Annotated in this window: 17 protein-coding genes; 9 read left to right on the top strand and 8 right to left on the bottom strand. The window is 42.0% G+C overall.

Annotation, left to right across the window (positions count from 1 at the left end; all coding sequences use genetic code 11):
• Positions 1 to 81 precede the first annotated feature (81 nt).
• Complete coding sequence (locus H6G32_RS02405) at positions 82 to 1,098, bottom strand: sulfate/molybdate ABC transporter ATP-binding protein (RefSeq protein ID WP_190454213.1); 1,017 nt, start codon at positions 1,096 to 1,098, stop codon at positions 82 to 84.
• A 63-nt stretch (positions 1,099 to 1,161) separates the two neighbouring features.
• Here H6G32_RS02405 and H6G32_RS02400 point away from each other — a divergent pair, with 63 nt between their 5' ends.
• Positions 1,162 to 1,758, top strand: coding sequence for a Crp/Fnr family transcriptional regulator (locus H6G32_RS02400; RefSeq protein ID WP_190454210.1), 597 nt, complete (start codon positions 1,162 to 1,164; stop codon positions 1,756 to 1,758).
• Between the two features lie 56 nt (positions 1,759 to 1,814).
• Here H6G32_RS02400 and H6G32_RS02395 read toward each other — a convergent pair whose 3' ends face one another.
• Positions 1,815 to 2,474, bottom strand: a complete 660-nt coding sequence (locus tag H6G32_RS02395) for an NIL domain-containing protein (protein WP_190454207.1) — start codon at positions 2,472 to 2,474, stop codon at positions 1,815 to 1,817.
• 337 nt (positions 2,475 to 2,811) lie between these two features.
• Complete coding sequence (locus tag H6G32_RS02390) at positions 2,812 to 3,591, bottom strand: phosphate ABC transporter ATP-binding protein (RefSeq protein ID WP_190454203.1); 780 nt, start codon at positions 3,589 to 3,591, stop codon at positions 2,812 to 2,814.
• A gap of 321 nt (positions 3,592 to 3,912) precedes the next feature.
• Here H6G32_RS02390 and H6G32_RS02385 point away from each other — a divergent pair, with 321 nt between their 5' ends.
• The 6 genes from H6G32_RS02385 to H6G32_RS02360 all read left to right on the top strand — a co-directional run bounded on the left by H6G32_RS02385 (position 3,913) and on the right by H6G32_RS02360 (position 10,244).
• Entirely contained in the window at positions 3,913 to 4,926 is a 1,014-nt protein-coding gene (locus H6G32_RS02385; RefSeq protein WP_190454201.1) for a PstS family phosphate ABC transporter substrate-binding protein, read from the top strand.
• Between the two features lie 124 nt (positions 4,927 to 5,050).
• Positions 5,051 to 5,965, top strand: a complete 915-nt coding sequence (gene pstC, locus H6G32_RS02380; RefSeq protein ID WP_190454198.1) for a phosphate ABC transporter permease subunit PstC — start codon at positions 5,051 to 5,053, stop codon at positions 5,963 to 5,965.
• A 1-nt stretch (position 5,966) separates the two neighbouring features.
• Complete coding sequence (gene pstA, locus H6G32_RS02375; RefSeq protein ID WP_190454196.1) at positions 5,967 to 6,890, top strand: phosphate ABC transporter permease PstA; 924 nt, start codon at positions 5,967 to 5,969, stop codon at positions 6,888 to 6,890.
• The gene (gene pstB / locus H6G32_RS02370; RefSeq protein WP_190454193.1) at positions 6,884 to 7,678 is read left to right on the top strand and encodes a phosphate ABC transporter ATP-binding protein PstB; all 795 of its coding nucleotides are present in this window, start codon (positions 6,884 to 6,886) and stop codon (positions 7,676 to 7,678) included. The genes pstA and pstB overlap by 7 nt, the downstream gene beginning before the upstream one ends.
• Before the next feature lie 396 nt (positions 7,679 to 8,074).
• Positions 8,075 to 9,901 carry an aspartate kinase gene (locus H6G32_RS02365; protein ID WP_190454190.1) on the top strand — a complete coding sequence of 609 codons (1,827 nt, stop codon included), beginning with the start codon at positions 8,075 to 8,077 and terminating at the stop codon, positions 9,899 to 9,901.
• A gap of 10 nt (positions 9,902 to 9,911) precedes the next feature.
• The gene (locus tag H6G32_RS02360) at positions 9,912 to 10,244 is read left to right on the top strand and encodes a YnfA family protein (protein WP_199327966.1); all 333 of its coding nucleotides are present in this window, start codon (positions 9,912 to 9,914) and stop codon (positions 10,242 to 10,244) included.
• 106 nt (positions 10,245 to 10,350) lie between these two features.
• On the opposite strand, the gene H6G32_RS02355 is transcribed toward H6G32_RS02360, so the two are convergent.
• From H6G32_RS02355 to H6G32_RS02335, 5 genes are all read right to left on the bottom strand, one after another.
• On the bottom strand, positions 10,351 to 11,799 hold the full coding sequence (locus H6G32_RS02355; RefSeq protein WP_190454187.1) for a glycoside hydrolase 100 family protein: 1,449 nt from the start codon (positions 11,797 to 11,799) through the stop codon (positions 10,351 to 10,353).
• 978 nt (positions 11,800 to 12,777) lie between these two features.
• Positions 12,778 to 14,523: a DnaJ domain-containing protein gene (locus H6G32_RS02350; protein ID WP_190454184.1), complete on the bottom strand. Its 1,746-nt coding sequence runs from the start codon at positions 14,521 to 14,523 to the stop codon at positions 12,778 to 12,780.
• Between the two features lie 84 nt (positions 14,524 to 14,607).
• Entirely contained in the window at positions 14,608 to 14,880 is a 273-nt protein-coding gene (locus H6G32_RS02345; RefSeq protein ID WP_190454181.1) for a type II toxin-antitoxin system RelE family toxin, read from the bottom strand.
• Complete coding sequence (locus tag H6G32_RS02340; protein WP_190454178.1) at positions 14,877 to 15,080, bottom strand: hypothetical protein; 204 nt, start codon at positions 15,078 to 15,080, stop codon at positions 14,877 to 14,879. The genes H6G32_RS02345 and H6G32_RS02340 overlap by 4 nt, the downstream gene beginning before the upstream one ends.
• Before the next feature lie 177 nt (positions 15,081 to 15,257).
• Positions 15,258 to 16,097: a PspA/IM30 family protein gene (locus H6G32_RS02335; protein WP_190454175.1), complete on the bottom strand. Its 840-nt coding sequence runs from the start codon at positions 16,095 to 16,097 to the stop codon at positions 15,258 to 15,260.
• A 209-nt stretch (positions 16,098 to 16,306) separates the two neighbouring features.
• Here H6G32_RS02335 and H6G32_RS02330 point away from each other — a divergent pair, with 209 nt between their 5' ends.
• Together H6G32_RS02330 and H6G32_RS02325 are read left to right on the top strand one after the other, a co-directional pair.
• On the top strand, positions 16,307 to 17,506 hold the full coding sequence (locus tag H6G32_RS02330; RefSeq protein WP_190454172.1) for a Coenzyme F420 hydrogenase/dehydrogenase, beta subunit C-terminal domain: 1,200 nt from the start codon (positions 16,307 to 16,309) through the stop codon (positions 17,504 to 17,506).
• Between the two features lie 34 nt (positions 17,507 to 17,540).
• On the top strand, positions 17,541 to 17,918 hold the full coding sequence (locus tag H6G32_RS02325; RefSeq protein ID WP_190454169.1) for a GxxExxY protein: 378 nt from the start codon (positions 17,541 to 17,543) through the stop codon (positions 17,916 to 17,918).
• The last annotated feature ends 19 nt before the right edge of the window (positions 17,919 to 17,937 follow it).

The raw sequence follows: 17,937 nt of genomic DNA, 5'->3' as shown, positions 1-17,937 counted from the left end.
TTAAGGAGTGCTCATCCAAAAATCCTTAAATCCTGATTGGTGATTGGTAAAACTCTTACCCAGTAAAGAGTAAAGAGTCTGCTAGCTCAAAGCGTAAGCGGGAAAAACCTTGGCTTTTTTGGGTTTGATATAAACTTGCTGGTTTTCCTGGAGTTCGAGTTGCTGGAACTGTTCCCGGCTGAGGTGAACATTAATTCTTTGTCCCAACTCTAAAAGCAACTCGACCCGAATCTCCCAACCCAAGTGAATAATGTGGTTAACTTTGGCGGGTGCAACATCTTCGGCTGCATGAGTTTGAATGAGAACATCATGAGGGCGTAAAAAGACTTGATCGTCTGGAGTTACCAAGCCATTATTTGGTTGGATGCCAGAGTTAGCAGGTAAAACATTTACCGATCCAAGAAAGCTCATCACAAAAGCTGTTGCCGGTTGGTCATAAATCTCTGCTGGAGTACCAACTTGCTCTACCCGACCTTGATTCATTACCACAATCTCATCAGCAACTTCCATTGCTTCTTCCTGGTCGTGGGTAACAAATACGGTTGTGACCTTCACACCTTCATGGAGGTGTCTTAACCAACTTCGCAATTCTTTGCGGACTTTGGCATCTAATGCCCCAAAGGGTTCGTCAAGCAGTAATACTTGTGGCTGAACTGCCAAGGCCCGTGCCAGTGCTACCCGTTGCCGTTGACCGCCTGACATTTGAGAGGGATAGCGATCGCCTAATCCTTGCAATTGTACCAAATCTAAAAGTTCCTCAACTCGCTGCTTGATCCTGTTTTTTGGAGCCTTACGCAGTTCCAAGGCAAAAGCCACATTCTCCCGCACTGTCAGATGTTTAAACAGGGCGTAATGCTGAAACACAAACCCAATATGACGTTCCTGCACCGATTTGTAGGTGGCATTTTCACCAACTAGCCAAATTTCCCCAGCATCAGGCTTCTCTAAGCCTGCAATCATCCGCAGTAGGGTTGATTTTCCTGAGCCGGATGGGCCCAAAAGTGCCACTAAAGAGCCGATTTTAATCTCTAAACTAACTTGGTCAACAGCCCTAAAGGAGCCAAATTGTTTAGATACATTGTTAACTACAATACCCATAGCTTTTTGTCACCTAATATAGGTATACTACGGTTAGTATATCGGAAAAGGACTATATATACAATGACGTCAAGGACTTTATACACAAGTCTTACCAATTCATCCAGTAAAAATGCCCAGAATTTTTTTACACGGCGGTCATTTTTGCCAGAACAGAAAAATGCTCTGTGGAAAATTGAAAGGGGGTTTGTTCGGACTTTTACCTATTTAGAAGACGGTACAACAGTCGCTCTGGGGTTGTGGGGGACTGGAGATATTGTTGGTTTAGCTCTATCCAAGATCAAGCCTTATCAGATAGAGTGTCTGACGAAAGTAGAAGCGACTATCTTACCTCTAGATGATTACTCTGAACTGACAGAGACTTTGCTAATCCACATCCAACAGGCAGAAGAATTGATGGTGATTCGTAGCTATAAAAAAGTGGAAACTATGCTGATTAAGTTATTGGCCTGGTTATCCCAAAAATTTGGCTCTGAAGTGGAAAAGGGACGTTTAATAGATATGCGTCTAACTCATGAAGACTTGGCGGAACTCCTTGGTTCAACTCGTGTGACAATTACTCGTATCCTCGGACAATTTGAACAAGAAGGCTTGATTAATCGGCTATCTTTACATCGAATTGTGGTGCGAGAAGAAGAGATTTGGTACTATGAAATTTGAGCTAATTAACTATCGAATTTAAATTCCTGTGGCTTCAGTCTGGGGAGAGTTCAATATTAATTTATCAAGTTGGAATCATCATGAAGGAAAGACCCATCCAGCCAAATTGGTATTCCCAGTTTTTCTAGGTATCTCAAACTGGAGTGCAGTTGCTTGGTTCTCCCCCACAAATCCAGGTCAAACCAGCCATCATCTTGCAGATTGGGATTGAGTATTGCACTGGTAATGTTGACTGTGAGCTGATAGCGAGATACTAAAGAGGAAATTATTGGTTTTTCGTGATAGGCTTTGAGGATGCATAGTTGCAAGCGTAGTCGATTAGTTTCACCTGTAGAAATCCATTGCTGGAATTCTTCACCCCATTGAGTTTTGAGCAGTATTCCAGGTTTTCTCTGGGTCAGATTGCTGTCTATGTTGGGGAAAGACTGAGGGTTTTGGTTAGACTGGATGTGATTTGCGATCGCCAATTGCACTAAATCCACTCCCAATCCTTGCAAGTAAGAAAGGCTATTTGTCAATTCTTGGGGATTTCCCGAAATTTCTAAATCAAACCAGCCGTCACTGTCGCTACCTGATGCTAAGGATGCCGCTTTGATATTCACCTGTAAACCATAGCGCGAAACCAGCCGAGAAATCACAGGTTGCCTGTGATAACGCTGGGGTACAAGAATGCGGCTATTAACTGGGGTGAAGTTTACAAATTTATTGGTAGACATGGGACTAATTCCCGATAGTAATCAAGCAGTCTAGTATTTTAGGCTTTATTTAAACTACGATAAATCTATCAAAGTAGTGTATTTAATACTTATTCTAAAGTAAATTTCCAAAAAAGGCACAAAAAACAAAGTGCAAATTCCCTTTTTAACGTAACGCGGAAGTCCCCACCCTCAATGTAATCATAGGGTGGGGATAGGGAGCGGTTGATGACGATTGCATCTATTACCAAAATCAACCACGAGTTGATAAGGGAATGGATGCATGAGGAATCAACACTCTTTATTTTTCGGTTCGGACAAAGAATCTATTAATTCTTCTATCACTTGAGTTATTTTTTTATCCGAGACGAGCTAAAACATAATCACGGGTACGGGAGTCAAGAGGGTTGGTGAAAATTTTAGTTGTGGGCACAAATTCCAGCATTTGACCAATGCGATTTTCATTGCTGTGAAACAAAGCCGTAAAATCAGATAAGCGAGAGACTTGCTGCATATTGTGAGTGACAATCACAATTGCCAAATCAGAACGCAACCTCTGAATCAGTTCTTCAATTTTCAGGCTAGCGATATGATCAAGACCACAACAAGGCTCATCCATCAAGAGAACTTTCGGTTTAACTGCTAGCGCACGGGCAATGCATAATCGCTGCTGTTGTCCACCAGAGAGGTCTAAAGCCGATTTATGCAGCTTATTTTTCACTTCATCCCAGAGGGACGCAGCAATGATTGCTGATTCGACAATTCTATCTAATTCAGCTTTTGGATGCCACCCTACTAATTTCACCCCATAAGCTACATTATCGTAAACACTCATGGGGAAAAGATTGGGCTTGGGGAAAACCATACTAATTTGGCGACGTAGCCGATTTAAGTTGATCCGACGCTCATAAATATGCTGATCAAAAAATTCTACCCTCCCTTCAATTCGCACTTTTCCTTCTAATTCACTCATGCGATTGAGAGACTTCAGAAAGGTAGACTTGCCACAACCATTAGGCCCAATAATTGCTGTCACTTTGTTTTGCTGAATATCCATTGACACGCCTTCAAATATCTTTTGGGTGTCATAATAAAAACCGAAGTTTTTGACTCTGATGGCGGGAATTATTTTACTCATACTTGCAAAACGGGTGAAATCAATATTGATTAAGCAAAGCAGTCAAATCAGCGGTGCAGTTGCACTATCTTGCTTTTAAGAAAAAGGCTGTAAGAGATGAAAATAACTAAACAGCAGATATTTGGTCATTAATTAGATATTGCAGAATATTTGCTAGAAGTTAACCTTTACCTAACCAACAATTAATTTATATATTACCTTGCCGTGTGACTTTATATTATACACGCTTCATTTTTTCACTGTTTTTTAGCTTAATAGAACTATTGTTCCTTTCGAGTGATTCAGCGGAAATATCACGTGCAATAAACTAGGAGTCTTTTTGTGAACAGAATTAATCTTAAACCTAACAGCTTGAAAGCATTAGGTGTAATTTCATTAATGACAGCGACCTTGGGTGTATCAATGTCCGCAGTTCAGTCCCAAAGTGTCAGTACAATTAAGATTGATGGTTCCAGCACAGTTTTCCCCATTACTGAAGCAGTAGCAGAAGAATTCCAAAAGTCTCAAAGAGGTAAAGTTAGAGTTACCGTTGGGGTTTCTGGTACTGGTGGCGGCTTTAAAAAATTCTGCCGTGGTGAGACAGACATCTCCAATGCTTCCCGCCCCATCCTACAAAAAGAAGTTGATCAATGCAAAGCTGCTGGCATTCGTTACATCGAAATACCAGTAGCTTATGATGCCTTGACAGTGGTAGTTAATCCCCAAAACACTTGGGCAAAAAACCTGAGTGTAGCTGAACTCAAGAAAATTTGGGAACCAGGGGCGCAGGGTAAAATTAATAACTGGAATCAAGTCCGTGCAGGATTTCCCAATGCACCACTGAAGTTGTTTGGTGCTGGTACTAACTCTGGAACCTTCGACTACTTCACCGAAGCCATTGTTGGCAAATCTAAGTCTAGCCGGGGTGATTTTACCGCTAGTGAAGACGACAACGTACTTGTGCAGGGTGTTGCCCGTGACAAGAATGCCCTAGGCTACTTTGGTTTTGCCTACTATGCAGAAAATAAGAATAAACTGAAGTCAGTAGCCGTTAACGGTGTAGCGCCCTCAGAAGTGACAGTAAAAAATGGCACTTATAATCCATTATCTCGCCCTATATTTATCTATGTCAGTAACAAGGCTGCTAACAAACCAGAGGTTAAGCAGTTTGTGCAATTTTACTTGCAGAATGCACCTAAGTTGGTGAAAGAAGTAAAATATGTAGCCTTGCCAGGGTCAGCATACACTACTGCCCAGAGCCACTTCAACAAGAAAAGATTTGGCAGCGTGTTTGGTGGTAAAGAAGCAGTTGGGCTGAAGATTGAAGAACTGATACGCCGTGACGCTAAAGAATAAGTCTAGTTCTGAAGTTTGAACTTGCTGATAATTTACCAAAGGGAGGTATCACACCTCTCTTGATCCATTTAAATTAATCATACAAGAAGCGATCTGCACCAAACCAGTAGCGCTTATCCCCAACATGAGTAGTGTACAACAAACTCAATTTTCTCCAAAGCTAGTGCGCGATTTGCGGGAACGGGCAATTGAGTCTGTCTTGTTTCTAGCGGCACTTTCCTCTGTAGCAACTACGGTAGCAATTATTGGTGTGTTGTTTTACGAGTCGATAATATTTTTCCAGAAAGTATCTTTATGGGAATTTCTGACAGATACCCAGTGGACACCTTTATTTGACGATAAACACTACGGAATTTGGCCGCTGGTTTCAGGGACTTTAGTTACCACAACTGTTGCCTTATTAGTAGCAATACCGCTAGGTACAACTATTGCTATATACCTGAGTGAATTTGCTCCTCCCTTAGTCCGGGAAGTAGTCAAGCCAGCCTTAGAACTGCTAGCGGGTATTCCTACAGTAGTTTATGGTTATTTTGCGCTGTTATTTGTCACACCATTATTACAGGTACTTCTACCGAATTTGCCTGGTTTTAGTATGTTGAGTGCAGGGCTAGTCATCGGCATCATGATTATTCCTTATGTTAGTTCCTTCAGCGAAGATGCCATGCGTGCGGTACCCACCAATCTGCGTGAGGGTTCTTATGCAACCGGGGCTACCCGCTTACAAACAGCTTTGCGAGTCGTATTACCAGCATCAATTTCTGGCATATCAGCAGCTTATATTTTGGCGATTTCTCGTGCCGTTGGTGAAACAATGGTAGTTGCTATTGCTGCCGGTGGACAACCCAACCTGACTTTAAACCCGATGGAACCAGCAGCTACCATGACCGCCTATATTGTGTCAGTGAGCCTTGGTGACCTACCTCATGGCAGCCTAGAATACGAGACTATTTTTGCAGTGGGACTAACTCTAGTGCTGATAACTTTGGTTTTCAACATCATTGGTCATTTCCTCGCCAAACGCTACAGAGAAATTTATTAACATGACAACTCTCAATATTCGGGAAGTCCGCAAGACTATTACCCGCAATAAGCGAGCAGAATATATTTTCAGCACTATTGGTTTTTTGTCGATGCTGATTGGTATTGTCACACTGCTGGCACTGTTATTTGACTTGAGTAGTGATGGTTTGCCACGTCTTTCATGGCAATTTTTGACTTCATTTCCTAGTCGCAACGCAGAAGAAGCCGGCATCCTTTCAGCTTGGGTGGGAACCCTCTTAGTAATGTTGGTAACTTCATTAGTAGCAATCCCCATTGGCATAGCTTCAGGGATTTACTTAGAAGAATATGCCCGAAAAAACTGGTTGTCTGATTTAATTGAAATTAATGTCACCAACCTGGCAGGAGTGCCCTCGATTATTTATGGGCTTCTAGCTTTGGGAGTGTTTGTCTATGGGTTCAACCTTGGTCAAAGCATTATCACCGCTGGGTTGACCTTGGCCCTATTAGTTTTGCCAGTAGTGATAGTTAACACTCGTGAAGCTTTGCGTGCCATTCCTAATAGTATCCGCGAAGCTGCTTATGCGGTAGGAGCTACTAAGTGGCAAATGATTTGGGATCATGTTCTACCTTACTCAACAGGTACAATTCTTACTGGTATTATTGTTGCCTTAGCACGAGCCATTGGTGAAACTGCCCCTCTAATTACTGTTGGTGCTCTCACATTCATTGCCTTTTTACCAGAACCGCCAATTACAGAGCAGTTTCCCTATATTTCCTTTTCCTGGTTACTGGCTCCGTTCACAGTTTTGCCCATCCAAATGTTCGATTGGATATCCCGTCCCCAGGCTGACTTTCAAGTGAATGCAGCAACGGCAGGTATTGTCCTAATTGCCATTACTTTGGTTATGAACTCTATAGCAATGTATATTCGCTATCGTATACGCAAAAAAATCAAATGGTAGAAACAGCATCATCAACGCTGGGAAGACCAGTCAAAGCTTCGGTTAATTACCTCAATTTCTACTACGGAGGAACTGCCCACGCTCTGAAAGACATTAATATGCCAGTAGCTGAGAAGCAGGTAACTGCACTGATTGGCCCCTCTGGATGTGGCAAAACTACTTTGTTACGCTGTTTCAATCGAATGCACGACCTCTATCCCGGAAATCGCTATCAAGGAGAAATTGCCTTGGAGCCGGATGGGATTAATTTGCTCAGTAATAAGATTGACCCCATTGAGGTGCGGATGCGGATTAGCATGGTATTTCAAAGACCGAATCCTTTTCCTAAGTCAATTTATGAAAATGTGGCTTATGGTTTGAGGGTACGGGGTGAATCGAGGCGTGGAGTCATTGATGAGAAAGTAGAGAAAGCTTTGCAGGGTGCAGCTTTGTGGGGTGAAGTAAAGGATCGCTTGAATGACTTAGCTTTTAACCTTTCTGGCGGTCAACAGCAGCGGCTGTGCATCGCTCGTGCTTTGGCGACTAACCCTGAGATGATTCTATTTGATGAGCCGACATCAGCCCTAGACCCAATAGCTACTGCCAGCATTGAAGAGTTGATTGCTCAACTGAAAAAAACAGTGACAATTTTGATTGTTACCCACAATATGCAGCAGGCAACTCGTGTGTCTGACTATACGGGGTTTATGTATTTGGGCGACTTGGTGGAGTTTGATAAAACAGAAGTAATTTTTAATCAACCATCAAATAATAAGACCGCCGACTATGTGAATGGTCGTTTTGGATAGTTGGAAGCTTTAGCTGAAACAGTAGAAGCCCCACACCATATTTGTACTCAAATTGGTGTCGGGATGAATCCGAGTCAGTTGGGAGAAGGTAGTTTTAATATTTTTCTGCACAGCAGGAACAATTAAAACTACCATTGAGCAATGAACACAATATTTATTTGATTTCTGCCAGGGTATCAAATAATTCTTCTAGTACTTGTGTCATTGTTTTATCAGCCTGTGCTGCATATAACTGTAGCTTATTCAAAGGTCTCTCAGATATTCTTATTTTTAATGATTTATTTTTCATTATGTGCATCCAATGTTAATTAAACTCAATAACTGGCGATCGCCTCCGGGCTTCCTCACCCGGTGGAGGCGTTGATCAAAGCAGGCACAATTGATTGAATAAAAGTTATGGCGCTCATAGTTCAGAAATACGGTGGTACATCTGTTGGTTCAGTCGAAAGAATTCAAGCTGTTGCACAGCGCGTTTACAAAACTGTAAAAGCAGGAAACTCGCTGGTGGTAGTGGTTTCGGCGATGGGGAAAACCACTGATGGACTAGTCAAACTAGCCAATGCAATATCAACCAATCCTAACCGCCGGGAAATGGATATGCTGCTTTCCACTGGTGAGCAAGTAACCATTGCTTTAGTGAGTATGGCATTGCAGGAACTCGGACAGCCAGCAATTTCGATGACTGGCGCTCAGGTAGGAATTGTTACCGAAGCTGAACATACCCGCGCCCGCATTTTGCACATTGAAACCGATCGCCTGTTGCGGCATATCAATGCAGGCAAAGTAGTGATAGTAGCCGGGTTTCAAGGTATATCCAACGGTGGAGAAATGGAAATTACCACTTTGGGGCGTGGGGGTTCCGATACTTCAGCGGTGGCTATGGCAGCAGCCATTGGGGCAAATTATTGTGAAATTTATACAGATGTTCCAGGGATTTTAACTACAGACCCCCGCCTCGTGCCCGAAGCCCAACTAATGGGGGAAATCACCTGTGATGAAATGCTGGAATTAGCCAGCTTGGGGGCAAAGGTGCTCCATCCCCGCGCTGTGGAAATTGCCCGGAATTACGGTGTGCCTTTGGTTGTACGTTCTAGCTGGACGGATGAGCCGGGGACTTGGGTGACAACAGCTAAACCCCAAGGGCGATCGCTTGTGAATTTAGAAATTGCCCTGCCTGTAGATGATGTAGAGTTCGACACCGATCAAGCGAAGGTGGCTTTATTGCGCGTACCCGATAAACCAGGGGTAGCAGCGCGGCTATTTGGGGAGATTTGCCGCCAAAATGTAGATGTAGACTTGATTATTCAGTCAATTCACGAAAGTAATAGTAATGACATTGCTTTTACCGTAAGTACACCAATATTAAAACGGGCAGAAGCGGTGGCAGCTGCGATCGCCCCAGCACTGCGAAATCAACCTAACTCAGATGAAGCTGAGGTGATGATTGAGCAAAATATTGCCAAAGTTAGCATCGCCGGCGCCGGTATGATTGGGCGTCCTGGGGTAGCGGCGAAGATGTTTGCTACCTTAGCCGAAGTAGGGGTAAACATCCAGATGATTTCTACCAGTGAAGTGAAAGTGAGTTGTGTAGTCGCAGCTGCAGAATGCGATCGCGCGATCGTTGCACTCCGGGAAGCCTTTGATTTAGAAGAAGTAAAAAACAAAACTCAAAACACCCCATACAGGAACTCAGAAATCAACACTCCTCTCTCCTCACTCCCTGTCCGTGGTGTTGCGTTAGATATGAACCAAGCCCGTTTAGCTATTCGCCAAGTACCTGATCGTCCGGGGATGGCAGCCAGGTTATTTGGACTGTTAGCGCGACACAACATCAGCGTTGATATGATTATTCAATCCCAGCGCTGTCGGGTGGTTGATGGCATTGCCCGGCGGGATATAGCCTTTACTGTCGCCCAGATGGATGGGGAAAACGCCCAGCAAAGACTTTCGCAAATTGCCCCAGAATTAGGATGGGGTGAAGTAGTCTTAGATAGTGCGATCGCTAAAGTCAGTATTGTCGGTGCAGCCATGGTAGGACAACCAGGAATCGCCGCCAAGATGTTTGCAGCCCTAGCCGAAAACCAAATCAATATTCAAATGATTGCCACTTCAGAAATTAAAATTAGCTGCGTTGTAGCACAAGAGCAAGGTGTGCAAGCTTTGCAAGTCATTCACGCCGCCTTTGATTTAGCAGGTAGCGAAAAATTTGTAGTTCCAGCTTAAACAATTCAAAATGAAGGAAATATCAACCCTGGCCTTTCTCCTAATAGCAGCACTAGGAGAAATTTCTGGGTGCTACAGCTTTTGGGCATGGTTGAGATTAGGAAAGAGTATATTTTGGATTATTCCCGGAATTTTCGCCCTAATTTTCTTCGCCATTACTCTCACCAAAGTAGATGCCACCAATGCCGGCAGAGTATACGCTGCTTATGGTGGCATTTATATACTTTCATCTCTGGTTTGGTTATGGTTAGCTGAAGGCGTCAAACCAGATAGGTGGGATGTTCTCGGTGTGGCAATTTCCCTCATAGGAACCGTTGTAATTTTGTTTAGTCCCCATCGATAAATCGTGTTTTTTTTAGTCCTATACTTTTAGGGGGACGATATTATCATCCCCCTAAAAAATTTATTTAAGTAGCCAATTTCCAGCTTGCGGAATCGGTATCAGCCCCCTAGCGAGACAGATATGGGCCTACGCTGTTGATTTCAAGCTCACAAGCTTTAGAAACTGCTTCTGAGGGTAATTTATCAAAACTGACTAAGGGTAAATGAGAGGGGTTTGCTATCAGTTCTTTGGCTAATAAATAGCCAGTAATTGTCCAGGTTTGATATTTCCTCGCTTGTTTACCAATTAATCGGCCCTTCTTACCATCGTAATATTCTGGCCATTCATCTCCACCTAGGCGTGATTGGGCAATTTCAATCGCCTTTTCTGCTAAACTTACTCTCTTAGTCTTCACAGCAGCTGCCGCTAACATCCACATTAAGACAGGCCAGCTACCAGCATTATGATATGACCAAGGTATATTTTTTGGGTCACATCCTGTAACCACTCTGTATTCTTCATGTTCCAAAGCTGGGAAGCAAATTTTCATCGGCATATCTCCCACTAAATCTTCCCATCGTTTTTCAATGAGATTCATAATCGCTTGGGACTGCTGTTCGGTAGCCAAATCAGAAACTATCGCCATTAAGTTTCCCAGTGAAAAGAAGCGAGTATCTAGCTGTGATGGGCCCACATTGCCTGCTAAATAACCACCTTTTTTTGGTAGCCATTTATCTAGTTCATAATAAGGTAGGGAATCCGCATAGATGTTAAAAAGATTAACAGCCGCTTTGCCATATTCTTCACTCTTGAAGCGATAAATTGCATTCAGGCGATTAATATCTATCCAATAATGCTGACGAATATGACCACATAGCAGCGGTAATCGATTATCTATTGCTTCAACAATCTCTTCATTTCCTCGACAAACTAGTAACTCACGAGCTGCACGCAATGCTGTAAAAAATAGGACTTGAATTTCCAACGGATGACCATAAATACCCATCCGCCGATCAATCATGCAAGCGCCATCTGGAACTAACAGCGTTGGATACATATCAAAGCGATTAGCCAAGCAAATATCCATAATTAACCTGATACCAGTTTGGAATTCAGGTTGATAGGCTAGAGAATAATCATTTGTGGAAACTACATAAGCACGCAACAAAATCAGCCACCACAGGCAAGAATCAACCGGTGTGACTCTGGCGATCGCATGTTCACCAAAATCCGCTTCTAAAACTTCTTCTCCATCTGATAAGACAACTTTGAAGCTAGCTGGTATCAAACCACGACCAGGTTTATAGGCATCTAATGCCTTTTCTTTAGGCTGTAACTTTAATGTTTCTTCTAGAAAATTGCGAACAATATCTGTTCTACCTTTAATCAAAAAAATCAAGGCGGAAGAGACAAAATCTCGGATAAAGCACTGGTCATAATTAAGCGCCTCTACAGAGGGATCGTAGGCAGCTAAAGTACCTACAGGACGCCCTTTATAGTAGAGGATTGAATTTTCTAGCGCTTGCCACGCTTCAGTTTCTATATTTTCAGTTTTGCCCAATTCGTTTAGTTGCATCGCCAGAATAACTCCATTGAGAACGTGAATTTGTGGTAGATGCGTTTTTTCTCTTTATTTCTGCTATTTTCAGCATAACAAAAACAGATTTTAAAATAGCAAATATAGATAACTTTTGCTGGAATTAAATAATCAAACAATATAAGCTAAAGTTACTGATTATTATGCAGCTTAATTGACAGTTAATTTGCTGATAATCAATTATCATTTTAGTGAATTATAGTTAGCTTTAATCTACATCAAGCAATGAAATAATACCTAAAAACAGTTCCACAAGATATATTTTTAGCTTATTCATTTCTCCGTTCTTATGCCCGGAACTTTGCTTGACAAAACAAAAATATCTCTCTGGTACTGTTCAAGGTTTGTGTGAAGTTTAAACCCCTTGCAGTATATTCATTCATTTAGGATTACTTTTTGACACTACAAACCAAACTATTCCCCTATAACCTAACAATTTATAACCTTTTGTCTGAATAAGCAATATGAAAGGCAGAAGAATTTAGAATGTCAATCCTTCTGAAGGGCTATATCTCGAATAGACACCTATTGTAACCTATTGAACCTTGAAAATACGAGCTTCTAGCAGTAAAATCGAAAATGTCTAAGTACACTAGAGTAAAGTCATATCATAGCTTTTCTTCCAGCCCCAGAAAGAAACTAGCGGCTAGAAAATAGAAAATAAAGCAGTGTTTGAAACAATCACACAAGTTTAATAATTCGAGTTAAACAATCGTAACTATACTCCAAGAACAATAAGCAAAATTGCCTAATTATAAAATATCTTGAGTAAGATAGCAGCCTATGCTGATATTGTGCAATATACTCAGGTATTTAGCCCTTTTTTTGGTGTTTTTATCTAATAACTTCAATTTTTGAATGTAAATGATGGTAAATTGCTACACAATTTAGAAGCAATGTACCAGGATTTGTTGACTGAGTGATCGCTTACGTAACTGGCAATTAAAATTGTGTAACTTATTTATCATCCATCGATAGCGCCTGAAACTCCCGATAAGCTTGATTAACTGCTTGCATTGAAACTTTGGCAGTTACAGAATCGTTAATATCAGGATGATACAATCTGGCTAATCGCAAGTAAGCAAGCTTAACCTCTTTGGGGTGCGTATGCTGATCTACGCCCAAAACCTGCCACCATTCCCCTGATAAAATGCCCTTAGGTGTAAATTCGTCAAAACCTGGCATTTGCTGCCAAATCTTGATACTGCCGTTATTACCGCCACTTAAAAGCGTTTTACCATCAGGATGGAAAGCAACAGGACAGCACCCAGAAAGAGTTTTTAGTAATTTCCCAGTTTGGATATGCCAAAGTTTAATTATGCCATCTCTGCTGCTACTGGCGAGGGTTTGTCCATCGGGACTAATAGCAAGGGACAGAACCGCCGTGGAATGTCCAGTTAGGTTGTAGAGTAATTCTCCGGCGTGAAAATTCCACAGCTTAATTGTGGTGTCATTACTTCCACTAATCAGAGTTTGATTATCTGGACTCAGAATAACTGTATTTACTGCTGAATGTTGAGTCAAAATACAGCGCTGTTGATAATTTTGTAAATCCCAAATTCTGATAGTTTTGTCAGCACCGCCACTAACAAGAGTTTTGCCGTCGGGACTAATAGCAATAGTCAAAACTGCATCTGAATGTCCGTTTAAAGCCAGTTTGAAACTTCCCGTGTATCTTCCCCAAAGTCTAATAGTTTTATCATTACTAGCACTAGCAATAATGTTCCCGTCAGGACTGTAAGCAAGCGCGTGAACAAAGCCATTATGACTGTAGGGAGAAGTTAAATAAAAGAATGTGCGGTTAAATTTTTTTGTATCTAGCTGCCAACTGCTGATTTTGCGATCTATGCTACCACTAACAATCTGTTTACCATCGGGACTAATAGCAACAGATAAAACTGCTTCAGCTTGTCCAGAAAAAGTATAAAGCCATTTTCCTGTTTTTGAGTTCCACAGATGAACTTGTCGGTCGTTACTGCCGCTGATAAAGGTGTTACCATCGGGATGAAATGCGATGGCATTGACAGCGGCTGTGTGTCCCTTGAGAGTCTGTACGCATCTCCAAGTTTCCGGCGTCTGGCTTGTGAGAGTTCCTATTTCTGGTTCAATCTTGGGGGTAGAAGATTCACGCTGCTTTAATTTAGCTTTCAGCGCTTGTAACTCATCGTCAATTTCCAAAGCTGCAAATTTTGAGTTGATATCCTCACCGGATAAAAATAAATCTAACTCAATCACAGCAGCGTTGTAATAATCCATCTGTGAAACTTTTTCTTCCATGCGTTCAAAAACTTGCATGGGAGTTTCTTTAAATTGAGATTCGTCTAACAGTTTGGCGACACCATAGGCGGCGACTCCTACCACCGCACCAACTCCCGCCATTGGTATTGTACCAACGCCAAATGCTAAACCAATTTTTGGTGCAACAATTCCCATCCCACCAACAACACTGGAAAAACCTGCACCACCAAAAGCGCCAATTCCCATCGCACCAAAAGCTGCTGCATCTCCTGTTGCGATCGCTTTAAAAGCTCCATAAACAGCCGCACCAGCAACAGCACCAGCAGCAGTTACAGGAGTTGTGCCAATTCCCACAGCACCAAATCCGCCTGCTAATCCCATTCCGCCGACTGTTGAGGAGATTCCCGCACCTGCTAGGGTTCCGCCGGCGATGAATGCTGCACCTGTTTTGGATGTTTGTGTCACTGGTTTGTGTTTGGAGGAATTGAAGAGGAACGAACCGCAGAGGCGCAGAGGACGCAGAGAAAGACGGAAGAGGTGCTATTTTGCCTATTTTGGAAAATAGCGGTAAATTTCTTTGCGGTGTAAAACTCTCTCGAAGATTACTGTTTCACCATCAAAGATTATGCCAATACGATAATCACCTACACGAATTCGATAAGCATTATCATATCCCTGAAGCTTTTTGATATTGGCGATTTCTTGAAAGGTTGATATTTGGCGTATTTCTTCAAAAGCAAATTTCTTAATAGACTCGTAAGAAGGTGTACTTTTGAGTACTTTTAAGTCTTTGACAAAGCTAGGTAAATACTGGGTATTCACTCTTTTTCTAATTCTGCTAGTGCTTCATCAAGGTTTAGTGGCGTTTCATTTTCTACTTTTTTCATTGCTAGGATCAGTCCTTCGTCCTCAATTGCTTCTAGCAAGCGTAGATAGTCAGGGAAATTAATCACTACTTTTTTGATGTTACCTTCAATATCAGTAATCAGTTCTTGAGCAAAGGGATATTTATCAGCTTGCATCTGGTTTTGGTATTGGTAGTCTTAACCATGACTTTATCGTAGCTTACCGTAGGTATCGCTTTTCTTAGTTTCCCCAGTGCTTAATAGTGAAGAGGCAAGAGGAATGAACCATGAAGGACACAAAGAACACGTTCCCGAAGCGTCTTGAAGAGAAGGAAGAGGGGAGAAGGTGCGATACTAAAGTTCATCTAGTTGTTTTCGCAGTTCTTCAAGTTCATTATTAACCATGCTTGAGCTAGAAGTACTTGTTTGTTGAGTATCGGGTATTGAGTCTTGATGTTGTGCTATACCCAATTTTTCCCTGAGTTTTTCTAGAAGTATCAGGTTTTGTATAAGTAGATTTATCGTAGTTTCCTGCTGCTGAAGCTGAGTTTGAATAGTAAGCGCAATTTCGTTTTTAATTTTTTTATTCGCTACAGCTTTAAGGGCTAAATCATCATCATTATTTTTCAAGGCTGTCTGAGCTTTTTCGTTCCAGTATTTAGCTTCTATCTGCGCTTTTTTAAAATCTTTTTGAATATTGTCTTGATTAGCAACAGCGTCTGTTACAACTTGTTCTATCTCGTTAATAGCCTCTGATAAAAGTAGTTTAGCATCTTTTTTATCTTGAGTTTGCTCTTGAAAATCAGGTGTTACAAATAATACTTGTTTAAGCAATTGTAATTCATCATCAGCCAATATATCAATATCTTCATTCTGTGCTTCAGAAACCTTTGTCTCCCAAGATGTTAAATTACTTTTAATTGCATCTACTTGTGGTTGTTGATCCTCTACAAGGATTTTTAGCCTGCTAGCAATTGCTTGGTATCGTTCTTTTTGGAATTTTGCTTTACTAATTAAATCCTGATTATCTGCTTTTAGAGCAAGTTGATATCGTTGTTCCCATTTATCAGCTTCCGCTTGAGCTTTCGCATAATCTCGTTGAGCAATTTTTTGGGCTGCTCTGGAGTGGCTTGCTCCTTCGCGTAACTTTTGTAACTCATCCTGTGCTGATTGGTTTTGGTCGTAGAGTCCCATGAATTGCTTGAGTAACTTTACTAACCAAGTTTAGACTAATTAATACTTTGACGCCTATAGAAAAATTACGGAAGCATTGATTTTTGATTTTAGTGGTAAATCAGATTAGCCAAAAACCGCCCATCCTCTTCTTGTTCAATCTCTATCGTTAACTGTATGGCCTGTAAAGGTATTGTTATAAAAGCGCCGTCTGCATAAAACGAATTATTATGACTTCCATAGACTCCAACAAACATAAAAAAGCTAGAGCCTTAAAACCCACAAGCCGCCGTCCAGCCAAAGAACTCTGTAGCGAGTGCGGACTGTGCGATACATATTATATCCATTATGTCAAAGTAGCTTGCGCCTTTATAAATCAGCAAATCGGCGAACTAGAAACCCAAACCCACAACCGCCCCCGCAACCTTGAAGACGAAAATGAAGTATACTTTGGTGTTCATCAAGACATGATAGCGGCGCGGAAACAAGAACCCATCGAAGGCGCACAATGGACAGGAATCGTTAGCAGCATCGCCATTGAAATGCTGAATCGTGGCTTAGTTGAAGGCGTCGTTTGCGTGCAAAACACCAAAGAAGACCGCTTTCAACCCATGCCAATTATCGCCCGCACCCCCGAAGAAATACTAGCAGCGCGAGTAAATAAACCCACCCTTTCTCCCAACCTTTCCGTATTAGAACAGATAGAAAAATCGGGAATGAAGCGGTTATTAGTCATTGGTGTAGGTTGCCAAATCCAAGCATTACGAGCCGTTGAAAAACAACTGGGTTTAGAAAAACTGTATGTTTTAGGTACACCATGCGTAGATAACGTTACCCGCGCCGGACTGCAAAAATTCTTAGAAACCACCAGCCGATCGCCTCATACAGTAGTAAGTTATGAGTTCATGCAAGACTACCGGGTGCATTTCAAGCATGAAGACGGTTCAACAGAAACAGTACCCTTCTTCGGCTTAAAAACCAACCAACTCAAAGATGTTTTCGCCCCCTCCTGCATGAGTTGCTTTGATTACGTCAACTCCTTAGCAGATTTAGTTGTTGGCTACATGGGCGCACCCTTCCGCTGGCAATGGATTGTAGTCAGAAATGATACAGGCAAAGAAATGTTAAATTTGGTGCAAGACCAATTAGACACCCAGCCGGTGATGTCCCAAGGCAACCGCAAAGAAGCCGTACAACAAAGTATTCCTGCTTATGATCAAGGTGTTACCTTGCCAATGTGGGCGGCAAAACTCATGGGTGTAGTGATTGAGAGAATCGGCCCCAAAGGTTTAGAATATGCGCGGTTTTCTATTGATTCCCACTTCACACGAAATTATTTGTATGTGAAGCGGAATCATCCAGAGAAGTTGGAGGCGCACGTTCCGGAGTTTGCGAAGCAGATCGTTGGGCAGTATAAATTACCGGAATAAAGGCTCACGCAAAGGCGCAAAGGCGCAAAGAAAGATGGATGAAAATGAGATTGCCAAGGAGATTGTTGATGCAGCTTACAAGGTTCACAAAACTTTGGGGCCAGGCTTGCTGGAGTCTGTGTATCAGAAGGTTCTGGAATATGAGTTGCACAAGCGAGGATTGCGGGTTGAAGCAGAACAACCGATACCCGTCGTTTACGAACGTGTACATTTAGAGGTGGGCTTTCGAGCAGACCTGATAGTTGAAGACAAGGTAATTATCGAACTCAAATCAGTAGAAACAATTCATCCAGTACACAAAAAACAACTACTAACCTACCTTTGCCTTGCTAACAAACGCCTTGGCTTACTCATCAACTTTGGCTCCTTCCTCATCAAAGACGGTATCTCGCGAGTTGTAAATCGTTTATAGAAACTCACATCAAAGACGC

The sequence above is a fragment of the Cylindrospermum sp. FACHB-282 genome (genome assembly GCF_014697195.1).
In the GTDB taxonomy this organism is placed as follows: domain Bacteria; phylum Cyanobacteriota; class Cyanobacteriia; order Cyanobacteriales; family Nostocaceae; genus Cylindrospermum.
The sequence above is the reverse complement of the archived record's forward strand: the minus strand, read 5'-3'. Positions and strand labels throughout refer to the sequence as shown.

What these genes read in the sequence shown, in the direction of transcription:
- H6G32_RS02405 (WP_190454213.1), bottom strand. Translation starts at nt 1,098, where the DNA reads ATGGGTATTGTAGTTAACAATGTATCTAAACAATTTGGCTCCTTTAGG.
- H6G32_RS02400 (WP_190454210.1), top strand. Translation starts at nt 1,162, where the DNA reads ATGACGTCAAGGACTTTATACACAAGTCTTACCAATTCATCCAGTAAA.
- H6G32_RS02395 (WP_190454207.1), bottom strand. Translation starts at nt 2,474, where the DNA reads ATGTCTACCAATAAATTTGTAAACTTCACCCCAGTTAATAGCCGCATT.
- H6G32_RS02390 (WP_190454203.1), bottom strand. Translation starts at nt 3,591, where the DNA reads ATGAGTAAAATAATTCCCGCCATCAGAGTCAAAAACTTCGGTTTTTAT.
- pstC (WP_190454198.1), top strand. Translation starts at nt 5,051, where the DNA reads ATGAGTAGTGTACAACAAACTCAATTTTCTCCAAAGCTAGTGCGCGAT.
- pstA (WP_190454196.1), top strand. Translation starts at nt 5,967, where the DNA reads ATGACAACTCTCAATATTCGGGAAGTCCGCAAGACTATTACCCGCAAT.
- pstB (WP_190454193.1), top strand. Translation starts at nt 6,884, where the DNA reads ATGGTAGAAACAGCATCATCAACGCTGGGAAGACCAGTCAAAGCTTCG.
- H6G32_RS02365 (WP_190454190.1), top strand. Translation starts at nt 8,075, where the DNA reads ATGGCGCTCATAGTTCAGAAATACGGTGGTACATCTGTTGGTTCAGTC.
- H6G32_RS02360 (WP_199327966.1), top strand. Translation starts at nt 9,912, where the DNA reads ATGAAGGAAATATCAACCCTGGCCTTTCTCCTAATAGCAGCACTAGGA.
- H6G32_RS02355 (WP_190454187.1), bottom strand. Translation starts at nt 11,799, where the DNA reads ATGCAACTAAACGAATTGGGCAAAACTGAAAATATAGAAACTGAAGCG.
- H6G32_RS02340 (WP_190454178.1), bottom strand. Translation starts at nt 15,080, where the DNA reads ATGCAAGCTGATAAATATCCCTTTGCTCAAGAACTGATTACTGATATT.
- H6G32_RS02335 (WP_190454175.1), bottom strand. Translation starts at nt 16,097, where the DNA reads ATGGGACTCTACGACCAAAACCAATCAGCACAGGATGAGTTACAAAAG.
- H6G32_RS02330 (WP_190454172.1), top strand. Translation starts at nt 16,307, where the DNA reads ATGACTTCCATAGACTCCAACAAACATAAAAAAGCTAGAGCCTTAAAA.
- H6G32_RS02325 (WP_190454169.1), top strand. Translation starts at nt 17,541, where the DNA reads ATGGATGAAAATGAGATTGCCAAGGAGATTGTTGATGCAGCTTACAAG.